This window comes from Actinoplanes nipponensis, assembly GCF_016862275.1.
Classification (GTDB): Bacteria; Actinomycetota; Actinomycetes; order Mycobacteriales; family Micromonosporaceae; genus Actinoplanes; species Actinoplanes nipponensis.
Genome location: NZ_BOMQ01000051.1, coordinates 25,819 through 44,433, shown reverse-complemented (window position 1 = coordinate 44,433; position 18,615 = coordinate 25,819). Strand labels below are relative to the sequence as shown.

The following is an 18,615-nucleotide window of genomic DNA, read 5'->3' as shown; positions in this document are numbered from 1 at the left end:
GCCCGACAACGCATTTGCCGCCCGCCCGCTGGCTAGCATCGGCTCGTGACTGCTTCCGCGATCCCGTACCGCAAGGGCCTGCATGAGGTCGCCCGCGGCGTCCACGCCTGGCTCGCCCCCGACGGCGGCTGGGGTCTGAGCAACGCCGGCCTGATCGCCGGCGACGGCGCCGCGCTGCTCGTCGACACCCTGTTCGACCTGCCGATGACCCGCGAGATGCTCGCCGCGATGGCCGTGGTCACCGAGCGCCGCCCGGTGCGCTACGCGGTCAACACCCACGCCAACGGCGACCACTGCTTCGGCAACTCGCTGCTGAGCCCCGGCACGGTCATCCACGCCGGCCCGCATTTCGACGACGACCTGCACGAGGTGCCGCCGGCGCTGCTGGCCCAGCTCATGACCGCCGAGCTCGGCCCGGTGCTGGGCCCGTACCTGCGACGCAACTTCGGCCGGTACACGTTCACCGACGTGCCCGTGCGTGGCGCCGACGTCACGGTCACCGGCCCGCTCACCCTCGACGTCGGCGGACGGGCGGTCGAGATCCTGCCGCTCGGGCCCGCGCACACCCGCGGCGACGTGGTCGTCTGGGTGCCGGACACGCGCACCCTGTTCGCCGGGGACCTGCTGTTCATCGGCGGCACCCCGATGATCTGGTCGGGCCCGCCCGGGAACTGGATCGCGGCCTGCGACCGCATGCTGGCCCTCGACCCGGTCACGGTCGTGCCCGGGCACGGCCCGGTCACCGGCCCGGCGGGCATCCGCCAGGTCCGTGACTACCTGAGCTTCCTGCTGGGGTACGCCCGGAGCAGCCTCGCCGCCGGCCGGTCCTGGCGGGAGGCCGCCGCCGAGGTGGACCTGGGCCCGTACGCCGCGTGGGGCGAGTCGGAGCGCACCGTCGCCAACCTCTACGCCGCCTACCGGTCGCTGGATCCCGCGACGGCCGAGATCTCCCTGCTGGAACTGCTCACCGCCATGGCCGGGGCCGACCCCGGCTGACCCGAACCGTTTGTTCACCCAGAATTCCGCAACGTTCTCACGTTCCGTCCCCGTCATCTTGATCGAGGGGGACGACGATGATCACACGAGAACGGCGCACCGCGTTCGCACGCCGTGACGCGGTACGGGGACGGACGGCCTCCAGGCCGTGCGCCACCGGAGACGCCCGGGCCCGACGGCGGCCGGCCACCGCGCCACGCGTGCCGGCGCCACGCGTCCTGAGCGGGGAGCGGGTGCTGTGAGCAAGCGTGCGGGCCGGGCAACGGATGCGGCGAGCGGGAACGGCGACCGGGTCACCGCACCGGCCGGCAAGCGTCGTCCCGCGCGGTCGCCGCGCTGGGCGTTGTGGTGTGTCGTGGTCGGGGCGCTGCTCCTGGCCGGCAGCGGGGCGGCCGTGGCGGGCACCCGGGTGCTGCTGGGCACGGCCACCGAGACGGTCACCCAGCAGCAGCTGCTCGGCGACACCCGGGTGCCGGCCAAGCGCGTCAGCGTCAAGGGGGCCAAGACCATCCTGCTGGTCGGCCTGGACACCCGGCCGAACCAGGACCCCGCCAAGCTGACCCGGTCGGACTCGATCATCCTGCTGCACATCCCGGCCGACCACCGGGGCGCCTACCTGGTGTCGCTGCCGCGTGACAGCTACGTGAAGATCCCCGAGTTCGACAACGGCAAGCAGCGGTATCCCGGCGGGCGCAACAAGATCAACGCCGCGTTCGCCTACGGCAGCCGGGGGCTCACCGGCGAGCAGGCGCTCACCGGCGGCTTCACCCTGCTGGCCAAGACCATCAAGGGCCTGACCGGCATCACCCCGGACGCCGGGGCGATCATCGACTTCCAAGGCTTCCGCCAGGTGGTCGACGTGCTCGGCAAGGTCTGCATGTACGTGGACACCACGACCACGTCCATCCACTACGGCCACGACGACAAAACGGGCAAGCTCACCGCGCCGTACCGGATCAACCCGGACGGCACGCTGCGCGGCCGGATCCGCGGCGTGACGCCGAACGTCTACCGCAAGGGCAACCGCTGCTTCACCCCGTCGGAGGCCCTCGACTTCGTCCGCCAGCGCGACCTGCTGGAGGACGACAGCTACGACTACGGCCGCCAGCGCCACCAGCAACAGTTCCTGAAGGCCCTGATCAAGAACATCATGGACAGCGGGCTGGACTCGCCGACCAGGCTGCCCGGCCTGCTCAAGGCGGTGGGCAGGACGATGACCGTCGACGACGGCGGGATCCCGCTGGCCGACTGGGTGTTCGCGCTGCGCGGCATCCGCCCGGACGACCTGATCACCATCAAGACCAACAACGGCACCTTCAACAGCGACACCATCCCGGGGGTGGGCAGCGCCGAGATCCTCAGCGACACCAGCCTGGAGCTGCTCCGGTCGGTGCGGACCGACACCGTGGACGAGTTCGTGCTGGCCCACCCGACCTGGGTGACGCGCAGCTGACGGTCACCCGGCCGGGCTCCTCCGCTCAGGCCACGGCCTCCATCGCCGGGGAGTCGATGCGCGGCTGTTCGGTCCGGGAGATGCGCAGCCACACCAGGAAGCCCCAGATCACGAACCCGGCGTAGACCGCGTACAGGATCGCCGACGGGTAGTAGCCGAAGTGCAGCAGCTCCGGCACCCCGACGAGGTCCACCGCGAGCCAGCACAGCCAGAAGTCCACCCAGCCGCGGGCCATCGCGTACGTGGCCAGGATCGAGCCGACGAAGATCCAGGAGTCGGCCAGGTAGTACCACCACGGCACCGGGAAGCCGGCGCCCACCGCGCGGAAGACGAAGAAGCACAGCACGACCGCGGCCAGGGCGACCGGGATGAACCAGGCCCGGTCGCGGTTCGTGGCCCAGGTGGGCACGACCGTGGCGCCGCCCGGCGCGTGCCTGTTGCGCCGCCAGCGCCACCAGCCGTAGACGCTGGTGACGATGAAGAAGACCTGCCTCGACGCCTGGCCGTACAGCGGGGTGCCCTGGTCGTTGCCGACCGCCTGGCCGAGGAAGACGGTGAACAGCAGCATGTTGCCGACGATGCCGACCGGCCAGGCCCAGGCGTTGCGGCGCAGGCCGAACAGCGCCGAGCCGAGCCCGAACGCGTTGCCGACGATCTCCCGCCAGTAGATCGCCTGGGTGGCGGTGACCTGCCACTTGGCGTCGTAGAAGGCGGTGAGCAGTTGATCGAGCCAGTGCATGGCCGGCACCTCCGGGGGACAGAGGTGCACGCCGGGGGAGGCCGCGCACGCGGAAAGCCGAACCGTCCCGCGCGCCGCCTCCCATCCGGACTTTCACCGTCGGTCCCGGAATCGCACCGGATCAACCGGCCGCCGGCTGCGGTCGGGTCGCGGACTGTCACCGCCGGTTCGGAATTGCACCGACCCCGGAGCACGCTGAACGTGTTGCTTGCCGACATCGTAATCCCGGCGGCCGCGGCGCACCTGTGACCTGCGTCGCCCAGCGGACCGGCCGCGCCGGGACTTGCCAGCGGCAACGGTAAGCCGTAGCTTACCGTTAGCCGTGACGAACGTACGAGCAGGAGGACCACAAATGATCAGCAGCCCCGCGCCGGCCCCCGGGGGCGCGTCGTGAAGTACGTGCTCCTCTACACCCCGGCCGACGACGTCCTGGCCCGGGCGCCGCTGCACTTTCCCGCGCACAACGCCCGCATCGACGCCTTCCACGGCCGCGGCGACATCCTGATGGTCGGCACCTTCGGCGACCCGGTCACCCAGGGGTCGATGGCCATCTTCCCCACCCGGGAGGCCGCCGAGGAGTTCGTCGCCGGCGACCCGTTCGTGCTGGAGGGCGTGGTGCGCTCCTACGAGATCCGCGAGTGGAACGAGGTCCTCACCGACTGAGCCGGCGCGCCACCTAGACCAGGGCCCGGCGGGCCAGCGCCGCCCCGGGCGTCGCGCGCAGCTGCTCGCCGAGCCGCGCCGCGACCTCCGGCGGACGCCCGGCCAGGATGTCGCGGACGGCGTCGATCACGTCCGGCGCCGACGCCGCGTTGGGGTCCAGGGCCGCGCCGGCCCCGCTGCGCTCGATGGCCGCGGCGCCCGCGAACTGGTCGGTCGAGAACGGCAGGACCAGCATGGGCACGCCGAAGGTCAGCGCCTCGGTGACGCTGTTGTTGCCGCCGTGGGTGACCGCCAGCGCGGCCCGGGCCAGCAGCGCCGTCTGCGGCAGGAAGTCGCGCACCAGCCAGTCCGGCCCCGGCGCCGGCAGGTCCCGGGCGGAGCCGGTCGCCACCGCGACCCGGACGTCCAGCGAGCGCAGCGCGGTCAGCACCGTGGTCAGCACGTCGCCGCGGGCGGACAGGAAGCTGCCGAAGCTGACGTAGACCAGCGGCCGGTCGTCGGCGTCCAGCCACTCCTGGACGTCGCCCGGCACCGACTCGGTGCGCACGGCCGAGCCGAGGAAGACGTGCGGCGGCAGCAGCGTGGTCCGGGCCGGGTCGTGCAGGGCCTCCGGGTAGTTGAACAGCAGCCGGTCGCCGTGCTCGGCGAGCGCGTCGGAGACCAGCGGCGCCGACCGGGACAGGCTGCGCAGCGCCACGTTCCACTCGGCGGTGAACGCTTCGCGGACGTCGCGGCAGACCTTGTGCAGCTCGGCCAGCTCGGCGGCGGCCGGGGTGAAGGCGGCGGGCCAGTCCGTCGGGTAGCCGTACACCTCGCCGCCGACCGGCAGCGCCGACGGGTGGCCGAGGACCACGTCCGCGTGCGGCACCCGGTCGGCCGACAGGGCCAGGCGGGCGCTGAACGCGAGGTGGTCGACGATGACGTGGTCCGGGCGGACCGCGGCGACCGTCTCGCGGACCGCGTACGCGCGGCCCACCGGGTCCCAGAGCAGGTCCGCGCGCCGGGCCCGGGCCTGGTAGAGCAGCGTCTCGACCAGCCCGCGCCGGGTGGCCGAGAAGAAGCCGCGCAGCGCCTCGTCCTCGCCGGCCGGCTGCTGCTCGGCCCGGATCACGCCGGGGTTGGAGCCGCGGCCCAGCGGCAGGTCGGTCCACGCGAAGCCGGCGTCGCGCACGATCGGCGCGGTCGCCGGGCCGGTCGCCACCACCACCCGCTCGCCGGCGTCGCGCCAGGCGGTGGCCAGTGTGATCAGCGGCAGCAGGTGGGAGGCGTAGTCCGGGCTGATCACCAGCAGCGTCACGGCTTGTCGCCCTCCTTGGTCACGGTGGTGTAGATGGCGCGCAGCGCGGTCGCCATCGCGCCGACCGTGAAGCCGGCGCGGATCCGCTCCCGCGCCCGCCGTACCCGGGCAGCCTGTCCCGGACCGGCCGCAAGATCAAGCCCCGCGGCCGTGGCCCGGGCGAGTTCCTCCGGCCGGCTGGTGTCGACGAGCAGGCCGGTGCGCCCCTGCTCGATGTAGGTCGGCGGGCCGCCGGCGTCCGGCCCGACCACCACCAGGCCGGCGGCCAGGGCCTCCAGCAGGGCCAGCCCGAACTCCTCCTTGAGGCTCGCGCACACGTACACCCCGGCGGGGCCGATCGCCGGCGGCCGGCCCGCCCGGGCCTGGGCCAGCCAGCGGGCCACCTCGTCGTTGGGGCGGTGGCCGGTCAGGATCAGACCGTCCGCCGCGGGGCCGTCCGCGACCACGGCCGCGATCCGGTCCAGCTGCTCGCGCTCGTCCGGCGACGGGTCGTCCAGGTCGCCGCCGACGATCACCAGGTTGCTGCGCCGCCACAGGCGCGGATCGTCCGCCCAGGCCCGGACCAGGGTCGCCATGCCCTTGACCCGGTGCAGCCGCCCGACGCTGAGCACCAGCGGCAGGCCCTGCCGGTGGGCCGGCAGGGCCGACACCAGCGCGGCCAGCCCGGCGGGCTCCGCGGCCGTCTCGGCGGCCTCGATGACGCCCAGGTCGATGCCCTCGGGCACGACCGTGTACCGGTCCGGCTCCGCGTCCACGTCGATGCCGACCAGGCGCCGCAGGTCGTCGCGGACGTGCGGGCGGGGGAAGAGCACGACGTGGGCCGCGTCGGCGGTCAGCCGCCGGACCAGGCGCGAGCGGAACCAGAAGTGCTCGGTCTCGTCCATCCGGCCGAAGTCGGCCCGGCTCAGCGCGCCGCTGCGGTCGAGCGCGTCGATCGCCCCGTGCGGGTCCGGGGCCAGGGTGAACACGACCGGGATGCCGAGCCCGGTGGCCGCCTCGGCCGCCGCGAGGCTGCCGACGTCGGCCATCCGCAGGTGCAGCAGGTCGACCCGGTGGGCGCGCAGCAGCCGGCGGATGCCGCGCCGGGCGGCGACCCAGGTGGGCCAGGCGGTGGCCGCGCCCACGGCCGGGCTGAGCAGCGGTACGGCGGCGAGCTGGTGCCCGGCCGCCGGCCGCAGCGCGTCGAACGCGGCGTCGGCGGTGCCCCGTGACAGGGTCAGCGCCCGGGCGATGCCGGGCTCGCCGGCCAGCGCGTCGCCCAGGCGGACCAGCAGCGTGGCGATGCCCCCGTTGTCGCCGGCGCCCGCGCGGCTGAGCTCGCGGTCCAGGTCGGCGTGCAGGAAGAGCTGGGCGACGGTGAGGCCGGGCGCCGCCGCGGCCGGCGGGCCGGCGGAGAGCAGCCCGAGGTCGAAAGCGGCGAGCCGGGCGACCGCGCCGAGCTCGTCGCCCGCCGCGAGCAGCTCGCCCACGGTCTGCGCGGCGCTCAGCTCGCCGTGGCGGTCCCCGAGGGCGGCCAGCGCGGCGGTCCGGACCGGCTGCGTCTCGGCCGGGTCCAGCGCGAGCTCGGCGACGGCGCGCCCGGCGGGCTCGCCGGGCAGCAGCCCGAGGGACTCCACCAGCCGGGCCCGGGCCGCCGGTACGCGCTCGCCCGCCAGCGCCACCAGCAGGGCGGCGACGATCGCCACGTCGCCCGGGCCGCCGGCCTCGCCCCACCGGGCCAGCGTGCGCTGGGCCAGCATCCCGGCGAAGCCGCCGCCGGCCACGGCGGCGACCAGGGCGTCCATCGCGTCGGGGCGGGGTGGCTGCGCCATCAGCGCCCAGGACGCGTGCTCGCGCAGGAAACCGCGCGGATGCGAGAGCAGCCGGGAGAGGGCCGCACCGGCGGCTTCGCCCTCCACCGCGCCGAGCGCGTGCACGGCGGCCACCGCGGTGAGCTCGTCGGCGCCGGCGATCGCCTGCTCCAGCACCGGGACGGTCGCCGGCCCACCCACCGCCGCGGCGGCCCGGACCTCGTCGCCCAGCGCCTCCACGAGGCGCGGGGCCTGTCGCACCTGCTGCAATGCCGAAGCCAGAGTGAGGGCCATGACCTGACTTCGGGGCCGGGCCCCCCGGCGGATGCGCCCCGGCGGCTATGAGATCGGGATCACGTCCCGGCGCAGGCCGACCCGTTCACCGTGCACGCGTCCGGCCGGTTGCCGGAGCCGGAGCGAGAGAAGTGGAAGCGCAGCGCCACCTGCCCGCGCGCGGGCACCGGCACGCCCGAGGTCCAGACGTAGCTGTCGCCGGCGCGGCGCAGCGTCGCCTGGGGCGCGGACTCGACCCACGAGGTGATCAGGTCGCCCACGGCGGCGGGGAAGCGCAGCTCGACGCGCCAGTCGCTGTCGCGGGCGCCCGCGTTGGTGACCAGCACCTCGCCGATGAACGCGTCGTCGAACGAGTCGACCACGCGGTAGGCGCCGCGCACCGGGCCGGCGGGCGGCGCCGCGCTGGTGGGCCGGGTGGACGGGCGCTCCGCGCGCGGCGAGGTCGTGGTGGTCGCGGGCCGGATCCGTCGGTCGGGCCGGGCGCCGGTCGTGGCGGCGGCCGGGGGAGCGGACGCGGCCGAGGTGGCCGACCCGGAGGGCGCCGGCTCGGGCCCGATGGGGAACTGCTGGGCCGGGAACGGCCGGGCCGGCGGCACGGCCCGCACCTCGGGAGCCGAGGAGAACCGCGTCGCCGCGACGATCAAGAGCATGATCAGGGCGCCCACCCCGAGCGCCGTCGGCACCCAGGGCAGCACCTCCCGCAGGGTCTGCCCGGTGCGGGCCGGCCCCTGCCGCTGATGATCTCGCCCGGTGTCCCGCATCGGGGATGAACGATAGCGAGATTCCGGCCGGGGGCAACCGGGAGCGACGGCGGCCCCGGCCGGCCGTAGGGTCGGGGCCATGGGCCAGGTTGTGTGGGAGGTCGGCGCCGCGTACGAGGCGTACGTGGGTCGCTGGAGCCGTCCGGTCGCGCGGGAGTTCGTCGCCTGGCTCGGAGCCGGCGCCGGCCGGACGTGGCTCGACGTCGGCTGCGGGCCCGGCGCCCTGACCGCCGCGGCGCTCGGTGCCGATCCGGCCCGGGTGACCGGCGTCGACCGGTCGCCGGGTTTCCTGGCCGAGGCGCGGGCGCGGACGGACGACCCCCGCGCGGGGTTCGCCGCCGGTGACGCCCGCGCGCTGCCGGTGGCCGGCCGCCGCTTCGACGTCGTGGTCAGCGGGCTCTGCCTCAACTTCGTGCCCGAGCCCGGGCGGGCCGTGGCCGAGTTCGCCCGGGTCACGGCGCCGGGCGGGGTCGCCGCGGCCTACGTGTGGGACTACGCCGAGGGCATGGCGATGATGCGGCACTTCTGGGACGCGGCGGTGGAGCTCGATCCGCCGGCCGCGCGGTTCGACGAGGGCAGCCGGTTCACCGTGTGCGCGCCGGAGCCGCTCGCCGGGCTGTGGTCCGGCGCCGGGTTCACCGCCGTACGGACCCGCGCGGTGGAGGTGGCGACCGTGTTCACCGGGTTCGCCGACTTCTGGCAGCCGTTCCTGGGCGGTCAGGGGTCCGCGCCCGGCTACGTCGCGTCGCTGACCGAGCCGCGGCGGACGGCGCTGCGCGAGCTGCTGCGCTCGCGACTGCCGGCCGGGCCGGACGGGTCGATCCGGCTCACCGCCCGCGCCTGGGCGGTCCGCGGCGAGCTCCGGTAGGACGGTCGCCCGGGGTGTCCGCCGGGCGACGGCCGGTGGTTGCCCCGCCATCGCCCGGCCTCTATGGTCGGTATTCATCCCCGTCATTCGCCGCCGGTGGCCCGCCCTTCATCGTCGAAGCGCTTCGACTGCCCGTGGACCGGCTCCGACCAGGAGAGACGAACATGCGAAACAGGCCCCTGCGGCGCGCGCTGGCCCTGGTCGCGCTCGCCCTGCTCACGCTGCCGGCGGCGCCCGCCGTGGCCGCCGCCGAGCCGGCGTATCCGTTCCGGGACCCGCGGCTCGGGCTGAGCGCCCGGGTCGGCGACCTGCTCGGCCGGCTCACCCTGGACGAGAAGATCGGGCTCCTGCACCAGTACCAGCCGGCCGTGCCCCGGCTCGGCATCGCCATGTTCAAGACCGGCACCGAGGCGCTGCACGGGGTGGCCTGGTCCAACGACGTCGACGCCGGCGGGGCCGTGGTCACCGCGCGGGGCACCGCCTTCCCGCAGGCGGTCGGCCTGGCCAGCACCTGGGACCCGGCCCTGCTGCGGCGGGTCGGCGCGGCGGTGGGCGACGAGGCCCGCGGCTACCACGCGCGCGATCCCCGGGTGTTCGGGCTCAACCTGTGGGCGCCGGTGGTCAACCCGCTGCGCGACCCGCGCTGGGGGCGCAACGAGGAGGGCTACTCCGAGGACCCGCTGCTGACCGGGGCGATCGCCACCGCGTACGGGCGGGGGCTGGAGGGTGACGATCCGGCCCACCTGCGGACCGCGCCCACGCTCAAGCACTACGCGGCCTACAACAACGAGGCCGGCCGCGACGTCACCTCCGCCACCGTGCCGCAGCGGGTGCTCAACGAGTACGAGCGCCCGGCGTTCCGGATCCCGTTGCGGGCCGACGCCGCGACCGGGGTGATGGCCTCGTACAACCTGATCAACGGGCGTCCGGCCACCGTGGACCCCGACCTGGGCGGCCTGGTCCGGCAGTGGGCGCCGCGGCCGCTGTTCAACGTCAGCGACGCCGGCGCGCCGGGCAACCTGATCCGGTCGCAGGGATACTTCGCGACCCAGCCGGAGGCGGACGCCGCCGTGCTCAGGGCCGGGCTGGACAGCTTCACCGTGGACGACGGCAACGGCGGTCCCACGGTGGCCGCGGTCAAGGAGGCGCTGGCGCGGGGACTGCTGACCGAGGCCGAGGTGAACACCGCCGCCGGGCACGCCCTGAGCATCCGGTTCCGGCTCGGCGAGTTCGACCCGGACGGCGGCCCGTACGCGTCGATCGGCCCGGACGTGATCGACAGCCCGGCCCACCGGGCGCTGGCCCGCGAGACCGCCGGCAAGGCCACGGTGCTGCTGAAGAACTCCCGCGGCGCGCTGCCGCTGCGGCCCGGCGGCACGGTCGCCGTGGTCGGCCCGCTGGCCGGCACCCTCTACACCGACTGGTACGGCGGCGAGCTGCCGTACGCGGTGACCGCCGTCGACGGCATCCGGGAGCGCGCCGCGAGCGTCACCACCAGCGACGGCGCCGACCGGATCGCCCTGAAGGACACCGCCACCGGCCGGTACGTGATCGCGACCGGCACCACCGACGCCGACGCGGTCACCGCCACCGGCGCCGCCGCGGGCCCGGCCGCCCAGTTCGACCTGGTGGACTGGGGCCAGGGCGTCGCCACGCTGCGCAACGTCGCCACCGGCCGGTTCCTCGGTTACAACTGGGGTCCGCTGCTCACCCGCGACGAGCGGCCCAGCGGCTGGTTCGTGCAGCAGCAGTTCAAGGTGGAGCCGCAGGCCGACGGCAGCGTCGTGCTGCACTACGCCGGCTACGAGACCCAGGAGAGCTGGTTCGGCGCGAACACCTACGTCACGGTCGGCGCGGACGGCAAGCTGGCGCTCGGGTCCGCCACCGCCGCCGGCGCCGCGCACTTCTCCCGCGAGGTGATCGGCAGCGGCGTGGCGCAGGCGGTCGCCGCCGCCCGGGGCGCCGACGCCGCGGTGGTCGTGGTGGGCAGCAACCCGTTCATCAACGGGCGGGAGGCGCACGACCGCACCACGACCGCGCTCAGCGAGAGCCAGCACCGGCTCGTCGAGGCGGTGCTGGCGGCCAACCCGCGCACCACGGTGGTGCTGCAGACCAGCTATCCCGACTCGATCGCCTGGGAGCAGGAGCACGTGCCGGCGATCCTGTGGACCACCCACGCCGGCGCCGAGACCGGGCACGCCGTCGCCGACGTGCTGTTCGGCGCGGTCAACCCGGCCGGCCGGGTGCCGCAGACCTGGCCCCGCTCGGACGACCAGCTCCCCGCCGACCTGCTGGACTACGACATCATCTCGTCCGGGCAGACGTACCTCTACAGCCGGCAGAAGCCGCTGTACGCCTTCGGCCACGGGCTCTCGTACACCTCGTTCCGCTACTCGCCACTGCGGACCAGCACCGCCGGCGGCACGGTCAGCGTGCGTCTCGAGGTCACCAACACCGGCGCCCGGGCCGGCGACGAGGTGGTCCAGCTCTACAGCCACCAGCGCTCCTCGCGGGTGCGGCAACCGGTCAAGCAGCTCCGCGCGTTCCAGCGGGTCAGCCTCGCGCCCGGCGCCACCACAACCGTCACGTTGCGGTTCGCGCTGGCCGACCTGGCCCACTGGGACGTCACCCGCGGCCGCTGGGCGCTCGAGACCTCGGCGCACGACCTGCTGGCCGGAGCGTCGTCGGCGGACATCCGGCAGCGCGCCACGCTGCGGGTGCGGGGCGAGACCGTGCCGGCGCGGGACCTGACCCGCACGACGCGGGCGGAGAGCTTCGACGCGTACCGGGGTGCGCTGCTGGTGGACGAGAGCAAGGCGCGCGGCACCGCGGTCAGCGGCGGCTGGATCGCCTTCGAGGACGCGCGTCTGGGCCCCGCGTTCACCGCCCGGGTGGCCAAGGAGACGGCGGGCAGCGGCACCGTCGAGGTGCGGCTCGGCTCCCCGTCGGGCCGCCTGCTGGGCACGGCGACGGTGGCCGGCGCCGGCGACCGGTACGCCTACGCGACCACCACGGCGCGGCTGGCGCCGGTGCGCGGGCGGCACGACGTGTATCTCGTGCTGGGCGCGGGGGTCCGGCTGGCCACCTTCCGGGCCGGGTGACCTCCGGCGTCAGTAGGATCGGCAGGCCAGCAGCAGCGGAACGGGGGAGGGGCGATGCCGACGATCAGCGACGTCGCCCGGGCGGCGGGCGTGTCGATGAGCACGGTCTCGTACGTGCTCAGCGGGCGCCGGCCGATCTCGGCCGAGACCCAGGCCCGGGTCAAGGCGGCCATCGCCGAGCTGGGGTACCACCCGCACGCCGGGGCGCGGGCCCTGGCCAGCAGCCGCACCAGCGTCCTGGCCCTGGTGGTGCCCCTGCGGGTGGACGTCAGCGTGCCGGTCATCATGCAGTTCGTGACCGCGGTGGTGACCGCGGCGCGCACCTACAACCACGACGTGCTGCTGCTGACCAAGGACGAGGGCACGGCCGGCCTGGAACGGGTCGCCGGCGCCACCATGGTCGACGCGCTGATCGTGATGGACGTCGAGCGCGACGACGTGCGCATCCCGGCGCTGGGCCGGCTCAAGCAGCCCTCGGTGCTGGTCGGGCTGCCCGACGACGCGGCCGGCATCGCCTGCGTGGACCTGGACTTCGCGGCCACCGCGGCCGAGTGCCTGCGGCACCTGGCCGGGCACGGGCACCGGCGGATCGCCCTGGTCGGCCCGTCGCCGGCGGTCTACGAGCGGGGCACCACGTACGCGTCGCGGTTCCTGACCGGCTTCACCGACGCCGCCGCCGAGCTGGGCCTGGAGACCGTGGCGCACCCGTGCGGGCCGGGCCCGGCCGGGGTGCGCGAGTGCCTGGCCGCGATCGACGCCGAGCTGCCGGAGGTCTCCGCGCTGGTGGTGCACAACGAGGAGGCGCTGCCGCCGCTGCTGGAGGAGCTGCGCACCCGCGGCCGGCGGGTGCCGGCCGACCTGTCCATCGTGGCGGTGTGCCCGCGCGACGTGGCCGTGGGTCTGCCGGTGCGGCTGACCTCGGCCGACATCCCGGCGCACGACGTGGGGACGCTGGCGGTGGAGACGGCGATGAACCTGCTCGACGGCCGCCGTACCCCGGGCACCCGGCTGCTGCCGCCGACCATCGTCGAGCGGGACAGCTGCTCTTCCCGCGACTGAGGAAATCTGCCCGTCACACTGTTGACACCACCGCGAGCCGTTCCCTACCGTCTGCTCCAGCCCCACCGTCGAAGCGCTTCGACGAACGCTCGTCGAAACGCTTCGACGGTCTCGGTCTCCCTGGGAGGACGGCATGGTCAGATCCCGATCGATCCTCGCCGCGGGTGCGCTGCTACTGGCGGCGTCCCTCGGCCTTACCGCGTGCGGCGACTCCGGTTCCGGCGACGAGGGCGCCGACGCCAAGACCCTGACCCTCTGGCACTACGAGGGCCCCACCAGCGCCATGGGCGTCGCCTGGGCCAAGGCGATCGAGCTGTTCAAGGCGAGCCACCCCGGCGTCGAGGTGAAGTTCGAGGGCAAGGGCTTCGAGCAGATCCAGCAGAACGCCGGGATGATCCTCAACTCCGACAGCGCCCCGGACATCCTCGAGTACAACAAGGGCAACGCTACCGCCGGCCTGCTGTCCAAGCAGGGCCTGCTCACCGACCTCACCGAGGAGTCCGAGAAGCGGGGGTGGGACAAGAAGCTGAGCCCGAGCCTGCAGACCACCACCAAGTACGACGGCGACGGCATCATGGGCAGCGGCAAGACGTTCGGCGTGCCCAACTACGGCGAGTACGTGATGGTCTACTACAACAAGGACCTGTTCACCAAGCACAAGGTCGCCGTGCCGACCACCCTCGCCGAGTTCGAGTCGGCGATGGACACCTTCGTCAAGGCCGGCGTCACCCCGCTGTCGGTCGGCGGCGCCGAGTACCCGGCCCAGCAGATCTTCTACGAGCTGGCCCTGGCCAAGGCCGACCGGGCCTTCGTCGACGACTACCAGCTCTACAAGAACAAGGTCAACTTCCAGGGACCGGAGCTCACCTTCGGCGCGCAGACCTTCGCCGACTGGGTCAAGAAGGGCTACATCGCCAAGAACTCGGCCGGCATCAAGGCCGAGGACATGGGCGTCGCCTTCACCCAGGGCAAGTTCCCGATCATGATCTCGGGCAGCTGGTGGTACGGCCGGTTCGCCTCGGAGATCAAGAACTTCCCGTGGGGGACGTTCCTGTTCCCGGGCAACACCCTGCACCCGGGCTCGAGCGGCAACCTCTGGGTGGTGCCGACCAAGAGCAAGGCCAAGAAGCTGGCGTACGACTTCATCGACATCACCATGCGGCCCGAGGTGCAGAACCTGCTCGGCAACAACGGCGGTGTCCCGGTCGCGGCGGACGCGGCGGCGATCACCGACCCGAAGAACAAGGAGCTCATCGACAACTTCGCCAAGATCTCCTCGAGCGACGGCCTGGCGTTCTACCCGGACTGGCCCGCGCCCGGCTACTACGACGTCATGGTCGGCGGCGTGCAAGGGCTGATCAACGGCTCGAAGACCCCGCAGCAGATGCTCGACGAGGTCGCCAAGCCGTACCAGGACAACCTGACCGACCTGGGCAGATGAGCCGGCAGGGAGGCCGGTCCAGCGCCGGGTTCGGTTGGTACCTCGTCCCGGGGGTGCTGGCCTCCCTCGCGGTGATCGTGGTGCCGCTGGTGATGACGGTCGGCATCAGCTTCACCCGGTGGTCGGGCGTCGGCGATCCGGTCTGGGTCGGTTTCGAGAACTACACCCGGCTGGTCCACGACGAGCGGTTCTGGGCCTCGTTCGGGCACATCCTGCTGCTGATCATCGCCATGGCGGTGATCCCCACCCTGCTCGGACTGCTGCTGGCGGCGGTGTTGTTCGACTACATCGCCAAGATCTTCGGGCCGCGCTGGGCCAGCGTCTTCCGCTCCGGGTTCTACCTGCCGCAGGTGCTGCCGGTCGCGGTGACCGGCATCGTCTGGGGCTGGATCCTGCACCCGAGCTACGGCGCGCTGAACCGGGTCCTGGACTCCGTCGGGCTCTCCTCGCTGAGCCGCAACTGGCTCGGCGACCCGCAGTACGCGCTCTCCAGCGTGATGGCGGTGATGGTCTGGTTCCAGCTCGGCTACCCGATCGTCATGTTCATGTCCGGCCTGCAGCGCATCGACCCCGAGCTGTACGAGGCGGCCGACCTGGACGGGGCCGGCTGGTGGCAGCGGTTCCGGCACATCACCGTCCACCTGATCAAGCCGGAGTTCTACGTGGTGCTGGTGACCACCACCATCGCCGCGCTGAAGATCTTCGGGCAGATCTTCGTGCTGACCCGGGGCGGGCCGAGCAACGCGACATTGGTGCCGTCGTACTTCGCCTGGCAGAACTTCTTCCAGAAGGCCCAGGTCGGCTACGGCTCGGCGATCTCCACCGTCCTCACGGTCCTGATCGTGGTGCTGGCGTTCGTCTTCCTGCGCTTGCAGACCCGCGACGAGCGCAAGGGAGCCTGACATGACTGCTCTGGCCACCGCACCCGAGAAGCAGGCGGCCCCCGCGCAAGCCGGGGTCAACCGGCGCCGGTACCCGGCCCGGTTCGTCGTGCTCATCGTGCTGCTGATCCTGCTGCTGATCGTCGTGGCGCCGCTGCTGGTCGTCGCGCTCAACGCGGTCAAGAGCCCCTCCGACTACGCGAGCAACGGGCCGCTGTCCATCCCGAAGTCGCTGCACTGGGACGGCATCGTCGACTTCTGGCAACGGGTGGACTTCAGCCGCAAGCTGCTCAACAGCTTCATCACCAGCGCCGCCGTGTCGGTGCTGGCCGTGATCTTGTCGGTCCTCAACGCGTACGCCCTGGGCATCGGCCGGGTCCGCGGCCGGGTCTGGTTCCTGGTGTTCTTCCTGGTCGCCAACCTGCTGCCGCAGGAGGTGCTGGTCTACCCGCTGTACTACCTGTCCAAGAGCCTGCACCTGTACGACAGCCTGCTGTCGATCATCATCATCTTCACGGTGATCCAGAGCGCGTTCGGCACCTACCTGCTGTCCTCGGTCTACGCCGAGTTCCCGACCGAGCTGCTCGACGCGGCCGCGGTCGACGGCGCCGGCCGCTTCCGCACGCTGTGGCGGGTGGTCGTGCCGGTCAGCAAGCCGACGCTGGCCGTGCTGTTCACGTTCTTCTTCATCTGGACGTGGAACGAGTTCTTCCTGCCCCTGGTCTTCCTGGTCGCCAACGCCCACCAGACCGTGCCGGTCGCGCTCGGCGTGCTCCAGGGCGAGAAACAGATGGACGCCACCACCACCAGCGCCTCGGCGCTGATCGGCATCCTGCCGGCGATCCTGTTCTTCCTCCTTTTCCAGCGCACCCTCACCCGCGGCATCACTGCCGGCGCCATCAAGTAAGGGATTCCGCATGAAGTTCACCGACGGTTACTGGCGCAAGCGTGACGGCCTGACGGTGCTGCATCCGGTGCAGCTGCAGGACACCGCGGCGGACGCGCGCTCGCTGACCGCCTACGCCAGCGCCAAGCGGGTGCACGGGCGGGGGGACACCCTGGACGCGCCGATCATCACGGTGACGCTGTCCGCGCCCCGGCCCGACGTCATCCGGGTGTCGATCAGCCACTTCGCGGGCGCGGTGCCCCGTACCCCCGATTTCGAGATCCTCGCGGACCCGGACTTCCGGCCCGAGGTCGGCGAGCACGAGCTGGTCTCCGGGTCGCTGACCGCGCGCTTCGCCGCCGGCGACGCCTGGGGCCTGGAGTTCCTCGCCGACGGCCGGCGGCTCACCCGCAGCGGCGGGAAGGGCATGGGCGTCGTCGACACCGCCGACGGCGCGCACTACGTGCACGAGCAACTGGACCTGGGCGTCGGCGAGGCGGTCTACGGGCTGGGGGAGCGTTTCGGGCCGCTGGTCAAGAACGGCCAGACCGTCGACATCTGGAACGAGGACGGCGGCACCAGCAGCGAGCAGGCGTACAAGAACGTGCCGTTCTACCTGACCAACCGCGGCTACGGCGTGCTGGTCGACCACCCCGGCCGGGTCTCCTTCGAGGTGGGCTCGGAGCTGGTCGGGCGCACCCAGTTCAGCGTGGCCGGGCAGTCGCTGAGCTACCTGGTCATCCACGGGCCCACCCCGGCGGACGTCCTGCGCAAGTACACCGCGCTGACCGGGCGTCCGGCGCTGCCGCCGGCGTGGTCCTTCGGGCTGTGGCTGACCACCTCGTTCACCACCAGCTACGACGAGGAGACGGTGACCGGCTTCGTCGACGGGATGGCCGAGCGGGACCTGCCGCTGAGCGTCTTCCACTTCGACACGTTCTGGATGCGCGAGTTCAGCTGGTGCGACTTCGAGTGGGACGCGCGGATCTTCCCGGACCCGCCCGGCATGCTCAAGCGGCTGGCCGACCGGGGGCTGCGCACCTGCGTGTGGATCAACCCGTACATCGCGCAGCGCTCGCCGCTGTTCGCCGAGGGCATGGCGGCCGGCTACCTGGTCCGCCGGGCCGACGGCGACGTGTGGCAGTGGGACCGCTGGCAGGCCGGCATGGCCCTGGTCGACTTCACCAACCCGGACGCCCGCACCTGGTACGCCGGCAAACTGCGCGCCCTGCTGGAGATGGGTGTGGACGCCTTCAAGTCCGACTTCGGCGAGCGCATCCCGCTCGACGTGGTCTGGCACGACGGCTCGGACCCGGAGCGGATGCACAACTACTACACCCAGCTGTACAACCGGGTGGTCTTCGACGTGCTGCGCGAGCACCGCGGCGAGGGCGACGCGGTGGTCTTCGCGCGCTCGGCAACCGTGGGTGGCCAGCAGTTCCCGGTGCACTGGGGCGGCGACAACTCCTCGACCTACGAGTCGATGGCGGAGAGCCTGCGCGGCGGGCTGTCGCTGGCGGCGTCCGGGTTCGGCTTCTGGAGCCACGACATCGGCGGCTTCGAGGGGCTGCCGGACCCGGCGGTGTTCAAGCGCTGGATCCCGTTCGGGCTGCTGTCCTCGCACAGCCGGCTGCACGGCAACCAGACGTACCGGGTGCCGTGGCTGTTCGACGAGGAGGCGGTCGACGTGCTGCGCTCGTTCACCCGGCTCAAGCACACGCTGATGCCGTACCTGTTCGCCGCGGCCGGCCGCGCGCACCGCGAGGGCCTGCCGGTGATGCGGCCGCTGGTGCTCGACTTCCCGGCCGACCCGGCCGTCACCCACCTGGACCGGCAGTACCTGCTCGGCGACAGCCTGCTGGTCGCCCCGGTGTTCAGCGAGGCGGGGGACACGTCCTACTACGTGCCGGCCGGCCGCTGGACCCGGTTCCTCACCGGGGAGGTCGTCGAGGGGCCGGGCTGGGTGCACGAGACGCACGGCTTCGCCAGCGTGCCGCTGCTGGTCCGGCCGGACTCGGTGGTGCCGGTCGGGGCCCGGACCGACCGGCCGGACTACGACTACCGCGACGGCATCACGCTGCGGTTGTACGAGCTGGCCGAGGGCACCCGCAGCACGGTCGTGCCCGGTCCGGCGGGGGAGCCGGCCACGACGTTCGCGGTGACCCGCTCGGGCGGGACCGTGCGGGTGGTCCGCAGCGGGGCGGCGGCGCCGTGGCGGGTCCGGGCCGGCGACAGCGTGGCCGAGGTGGCGGCCGACGAGGACGTCTGCGAGCTGCGGCTGCCGTAGCGAGCGCTTCAGGGGACGGTGAGGCCGGGCTTTTGCCCGGCCTCACCGGCATATGTCGGGCACGATGCCGGCCGCTCACGCTGCATGAACACGTCGTTA

General features: G+C 73.2%; 14 protein-coding genes and 1 riboswitch. Of the genes, 10 read left to right on the top strand and 4 right to left on the bottom strand.

Annotated elements, in window-relative coordinates; all coding sequences use genetic code 11:
* Positions 1 to 45: 45 nt before the first annotated feature.
* Entirely contained in the window at positions 46 to 996 is a 951-nt protein-coding gene (locus Ani05nite_RS20370) for an MBL fold metallo-hydrolase (RefSeq protein ID WP_203770401.1), read from the top strand.
* A 238-nt stretch (positions 997 to 1,234) separates the two neighbouring features.
* Positions 1,235 to 2,449: an LCP family protein gene (locus tag Ani05nite_RS20365; RefSeq protein ID WP_203770400.1), complete on the top strand. Its 1,215-nt coding sequence runs from the start codon at positions 1,235 to 1,237 to the stop codon at positions 2,447 to 2,449.
* Between the two features lie 25 nt (positions 2,450 to 2,474).
* Here the strand turns inward: Ani05nite_RS20365 and Ani05nite_RS20360 are convergent, their stop codons facing one another.
* Positions 2,475 to 3,188 (bottom strand): nicotinamide mononucleotide transporter family protein, encoded by a 714-nt coding sequence (locus Ani05nite_RS20360; protein WP_203770399.1) that lies wholly within the window; start codon positions 3,186 to 3,188, stop codon positions 2,475 to 2,477.
* A gap of 69 nt (positions 3,189 to 3,257) precedes the next feature.
* Positions 3,258 to 3,386: riboswitch (FMN riboswitch) on the bottom strand.
* A gap of 192 nt (positions 3,387 to 3,578) precedes the next feature.
* Between Ani05nite_RS20360 and Ani05nite_RS20355 the strand changes: the two genes are divergently transcribed.
* Positions 3,579 to 3,851, top strand: coding sequence for a YciI family protein (locus Ani05nite_RS20355; RefSeq protein ID WP_203770398.1), 273 nt, complete (start codon positions 3,579 to 3,581; stop codon positions 3,849 to 3,851).
* 13 nt (positions 3,852 to 3,864) lie between these two features.
* Here the strand turns inward: Ani05nite_RS20355 and Ani05nite_RS20350 are convergent, their stop codons facing one another.
* Genes Ani05nite_RS20350 through Ani05nite_RS20340 form a run of 3 tightly spaced genes read right to left on the bottom strand, consistent with a single transcriptional unit; the run spans position 3,865 to position 7,993 of the window.
* Positions 3,865 to 5,148 carry a nucleotide disphospho-sugar-binding domain-containing protein gene (locus tag Ani05nite_RS20350; RefSeq protein ID WP_203770397.1) on the bottom strand — a complete coding sequence of 428 codons (1,284 nt, stop codon included), beginning with the start codon at positions 5,146 to 5,148 and terminating at the stop codon, positions 3,865 to 3,867.
* Positions 5,145 to 7,232: a glycosyltransferase gene (locus Ani05nite_RS20345; RefSeq protein WP_203770396.1), complete on the bottom strand. Its 2,088-nt coding sequence runs from the start codon at positions 7,230 to 7,232 to the stop codon at positions 5,145 to 5,147. The genes Ani05nite_RS20350 and Ani05nite_RS20345 overlap by 4 nt, the downstream gene beginning before the upstream one ends.
* A 59-nt stretch (positions 7,233 to 7,291) precedes the next feature.
* Entirely contained in the window at positions 7,292 to 7,993 is a 702-nt protein-coding gene (locus Ani05nite_RS20340; RefSeq protein WP_203770395.1) for a cellulose binding domain-containing protein, read from the bottom strand.
* A gap of 79 nt (positions 7,994 to 8,072) precedes the next feature.
* Between Ani05nite_RS20340 and Ani05nite_RS20335 the strand changes: the two genes are divergently transcribed.
* The 7 genes from Ani05nite_RS20335 (at position 8,073) to yicI (ending at position 18,516) form a co-directional block, all read left to right on the top strand.
* A complete protein-coding gene (locus Ani05nite_RS20335) occupies positions 8,073 to 8,861 on the top strand; it encodes a class I SAM-dependent methyltransferase (protein ID WP_203770394.1) in 789 nt (262 codons plus the stop codon).
* 164 nt (positions 8,862 to 9,025) lie between these two features.
* Positions 9,026 to 11,962, top strand: a complete 2,937-nt coding sequence (locus Ani05nite_RS20330; RefSeq protein WP_203770393.1) for a glycoside hydrolase family 3 protein — start codon at positions 9,026 to 9,028, stop codon at positions 11,960 to 11,962.
* 54 nt (positions 11,963 to 12,016) lie between these two features.
* Positions 12,017 to 13,021, top strand: a complete 1,005-nt coding sequence (locus tag Ani05nite_RS20325; protein WP_203770392.1) for a LacI family DNA-binding transcriptional regulator — start codon at positions 12,017 to 12,019, stop codon at positions 13,019 to 13,021.
* 133 nt (positions 13,022 to 13,154) lie between these two features.
* Positions 13,155 to 14,462 (top strand): ABC transporter substrate-binding protein, encoded by a 1,308-nt coding sequence (locus Ani05nite_RS20320; RefSeq protein ID WP_203770391.1) that lies wholly within the window; start codon positions 13,155 to 13,157, stop codon positions 14,460 to 14,462.
* A complete protein-coding gene (locus Ani05nite_RS20315) occupies positions 14,459 to 15,364 on the top strand; it encodes a carbohydrate ABC transporter permease (RefSeq protein ID WP_203770390.1) in 906 nt (301 codons plus the stop codon). Before Ani05nite_RS20320 ends, Ani05nite_RS20315 begins: the two co-directional genes overlap by 4 nt.
* Position 15,365: 1 nt before the next feature.
* Entirely contained in the window at positions 15,366 to 16,250 is an 885-nt protein-coding gene (locus Ani05nite_RS20310; protein WP_203770389.1) for a carbohydrate ABC transporter permease, read from the top strand.
* A gap of 10 nt (positions 16,251 to 16,260) precedes the next feature.
* Positions 16,261 to 18,516: an alpha-xylosidase gene (gene yicI, locus Ani05nite_RS20305; RefSeq protein WP_203770387.1), complete on the top strand. Its 2,256-nt coding sequence runs from the start codon at positions 16,261 to 16,263 to the stop codon at positions 18,514 to 18,516.
* Positions 18,517 to 18,615: the final 99 nt, after the last annotated feature.

What these genes read in the sequence shown, in the direction of transcription:
- Ani05nite_RS20360 (WP_203770399.1), bottom strand. Translation starts at nt 3,188, where the DNA reads ATGCACTGGCTCGATCAACTGCTCACCGCCTTCTACGACGCCAAGTGG.
- Ani05nite_RS20345 (WP_203770396.1), bottom strand. Translation starts at nt 7,232, where the DNA reads ATGGCCCTCACTCTGGCTTCGGCATTGCAGCAGGTGCGACAGGCCCCG.
- Ani05nite_RS20340 (WP_203770395.1), bottom strand. Translation starts at nt 7,993, where the DNA reads ATGCGGGACACCGGGCGAGATCATCAGCGGCAGGGGCCGGCCCGCACC.
- Ani05nite_RS20335 (WP_203770394.1), top strand. Translation starts at nt 8,073, where the DNA reads ATGGGCCAGGTTGTGTGGGAGGTCGGCGCCGCGTACGAGGCGTACGTG.
- Ani05nite_RS20330 (WP_203770393.1), top strand. Translation starts at nt 9,026, where the DNA reads ATGCGAAACAGGCCCCTGCGGCGCGCGCTGGCCCTGGTCGCGCTCGCC.
- Ani05nite_RS20325 (WP_203770392.1), top strand. Translation starts at nt 12,017, where the DNA reads ATGCCGACGATCAGCGACGTCGCCCGGGCGGCGGGCGTGTCGATGAGC.
- Ani05nite_RS20320 (WP_203770391.1), top strand. Translation starts at nt 13,155, where the DNA reads ATGGTCAGATCCCGATCGATCCTCGCCGCGGGTGCGCTGCTACTGGCG.
- Ani05nite_RS20315 (WP_203770390.1), top strand. Translation starts at nt 14,459, where the DNA reads ATGAGCCGGCAGGGAGGCCGGTCCAGCGCCGGGTTCGGTTGGTACCTC.
- Ani05nite_RS20310 (WP_203770389.1), top strand. Translation starts at nt 15,366, where the DNA reads ATGACTGCTCTGGCCACCGCACCCGAGAAGCAGGCGGCCCCCGCGCAA.
- yicI (WP_203770387.1), top strand. Translation starts at nt 16,261, where the DNA reads ATGAAGTTCACCGACGGTTACTGGCGCAAGCGTGACGGCCTGACGGTG.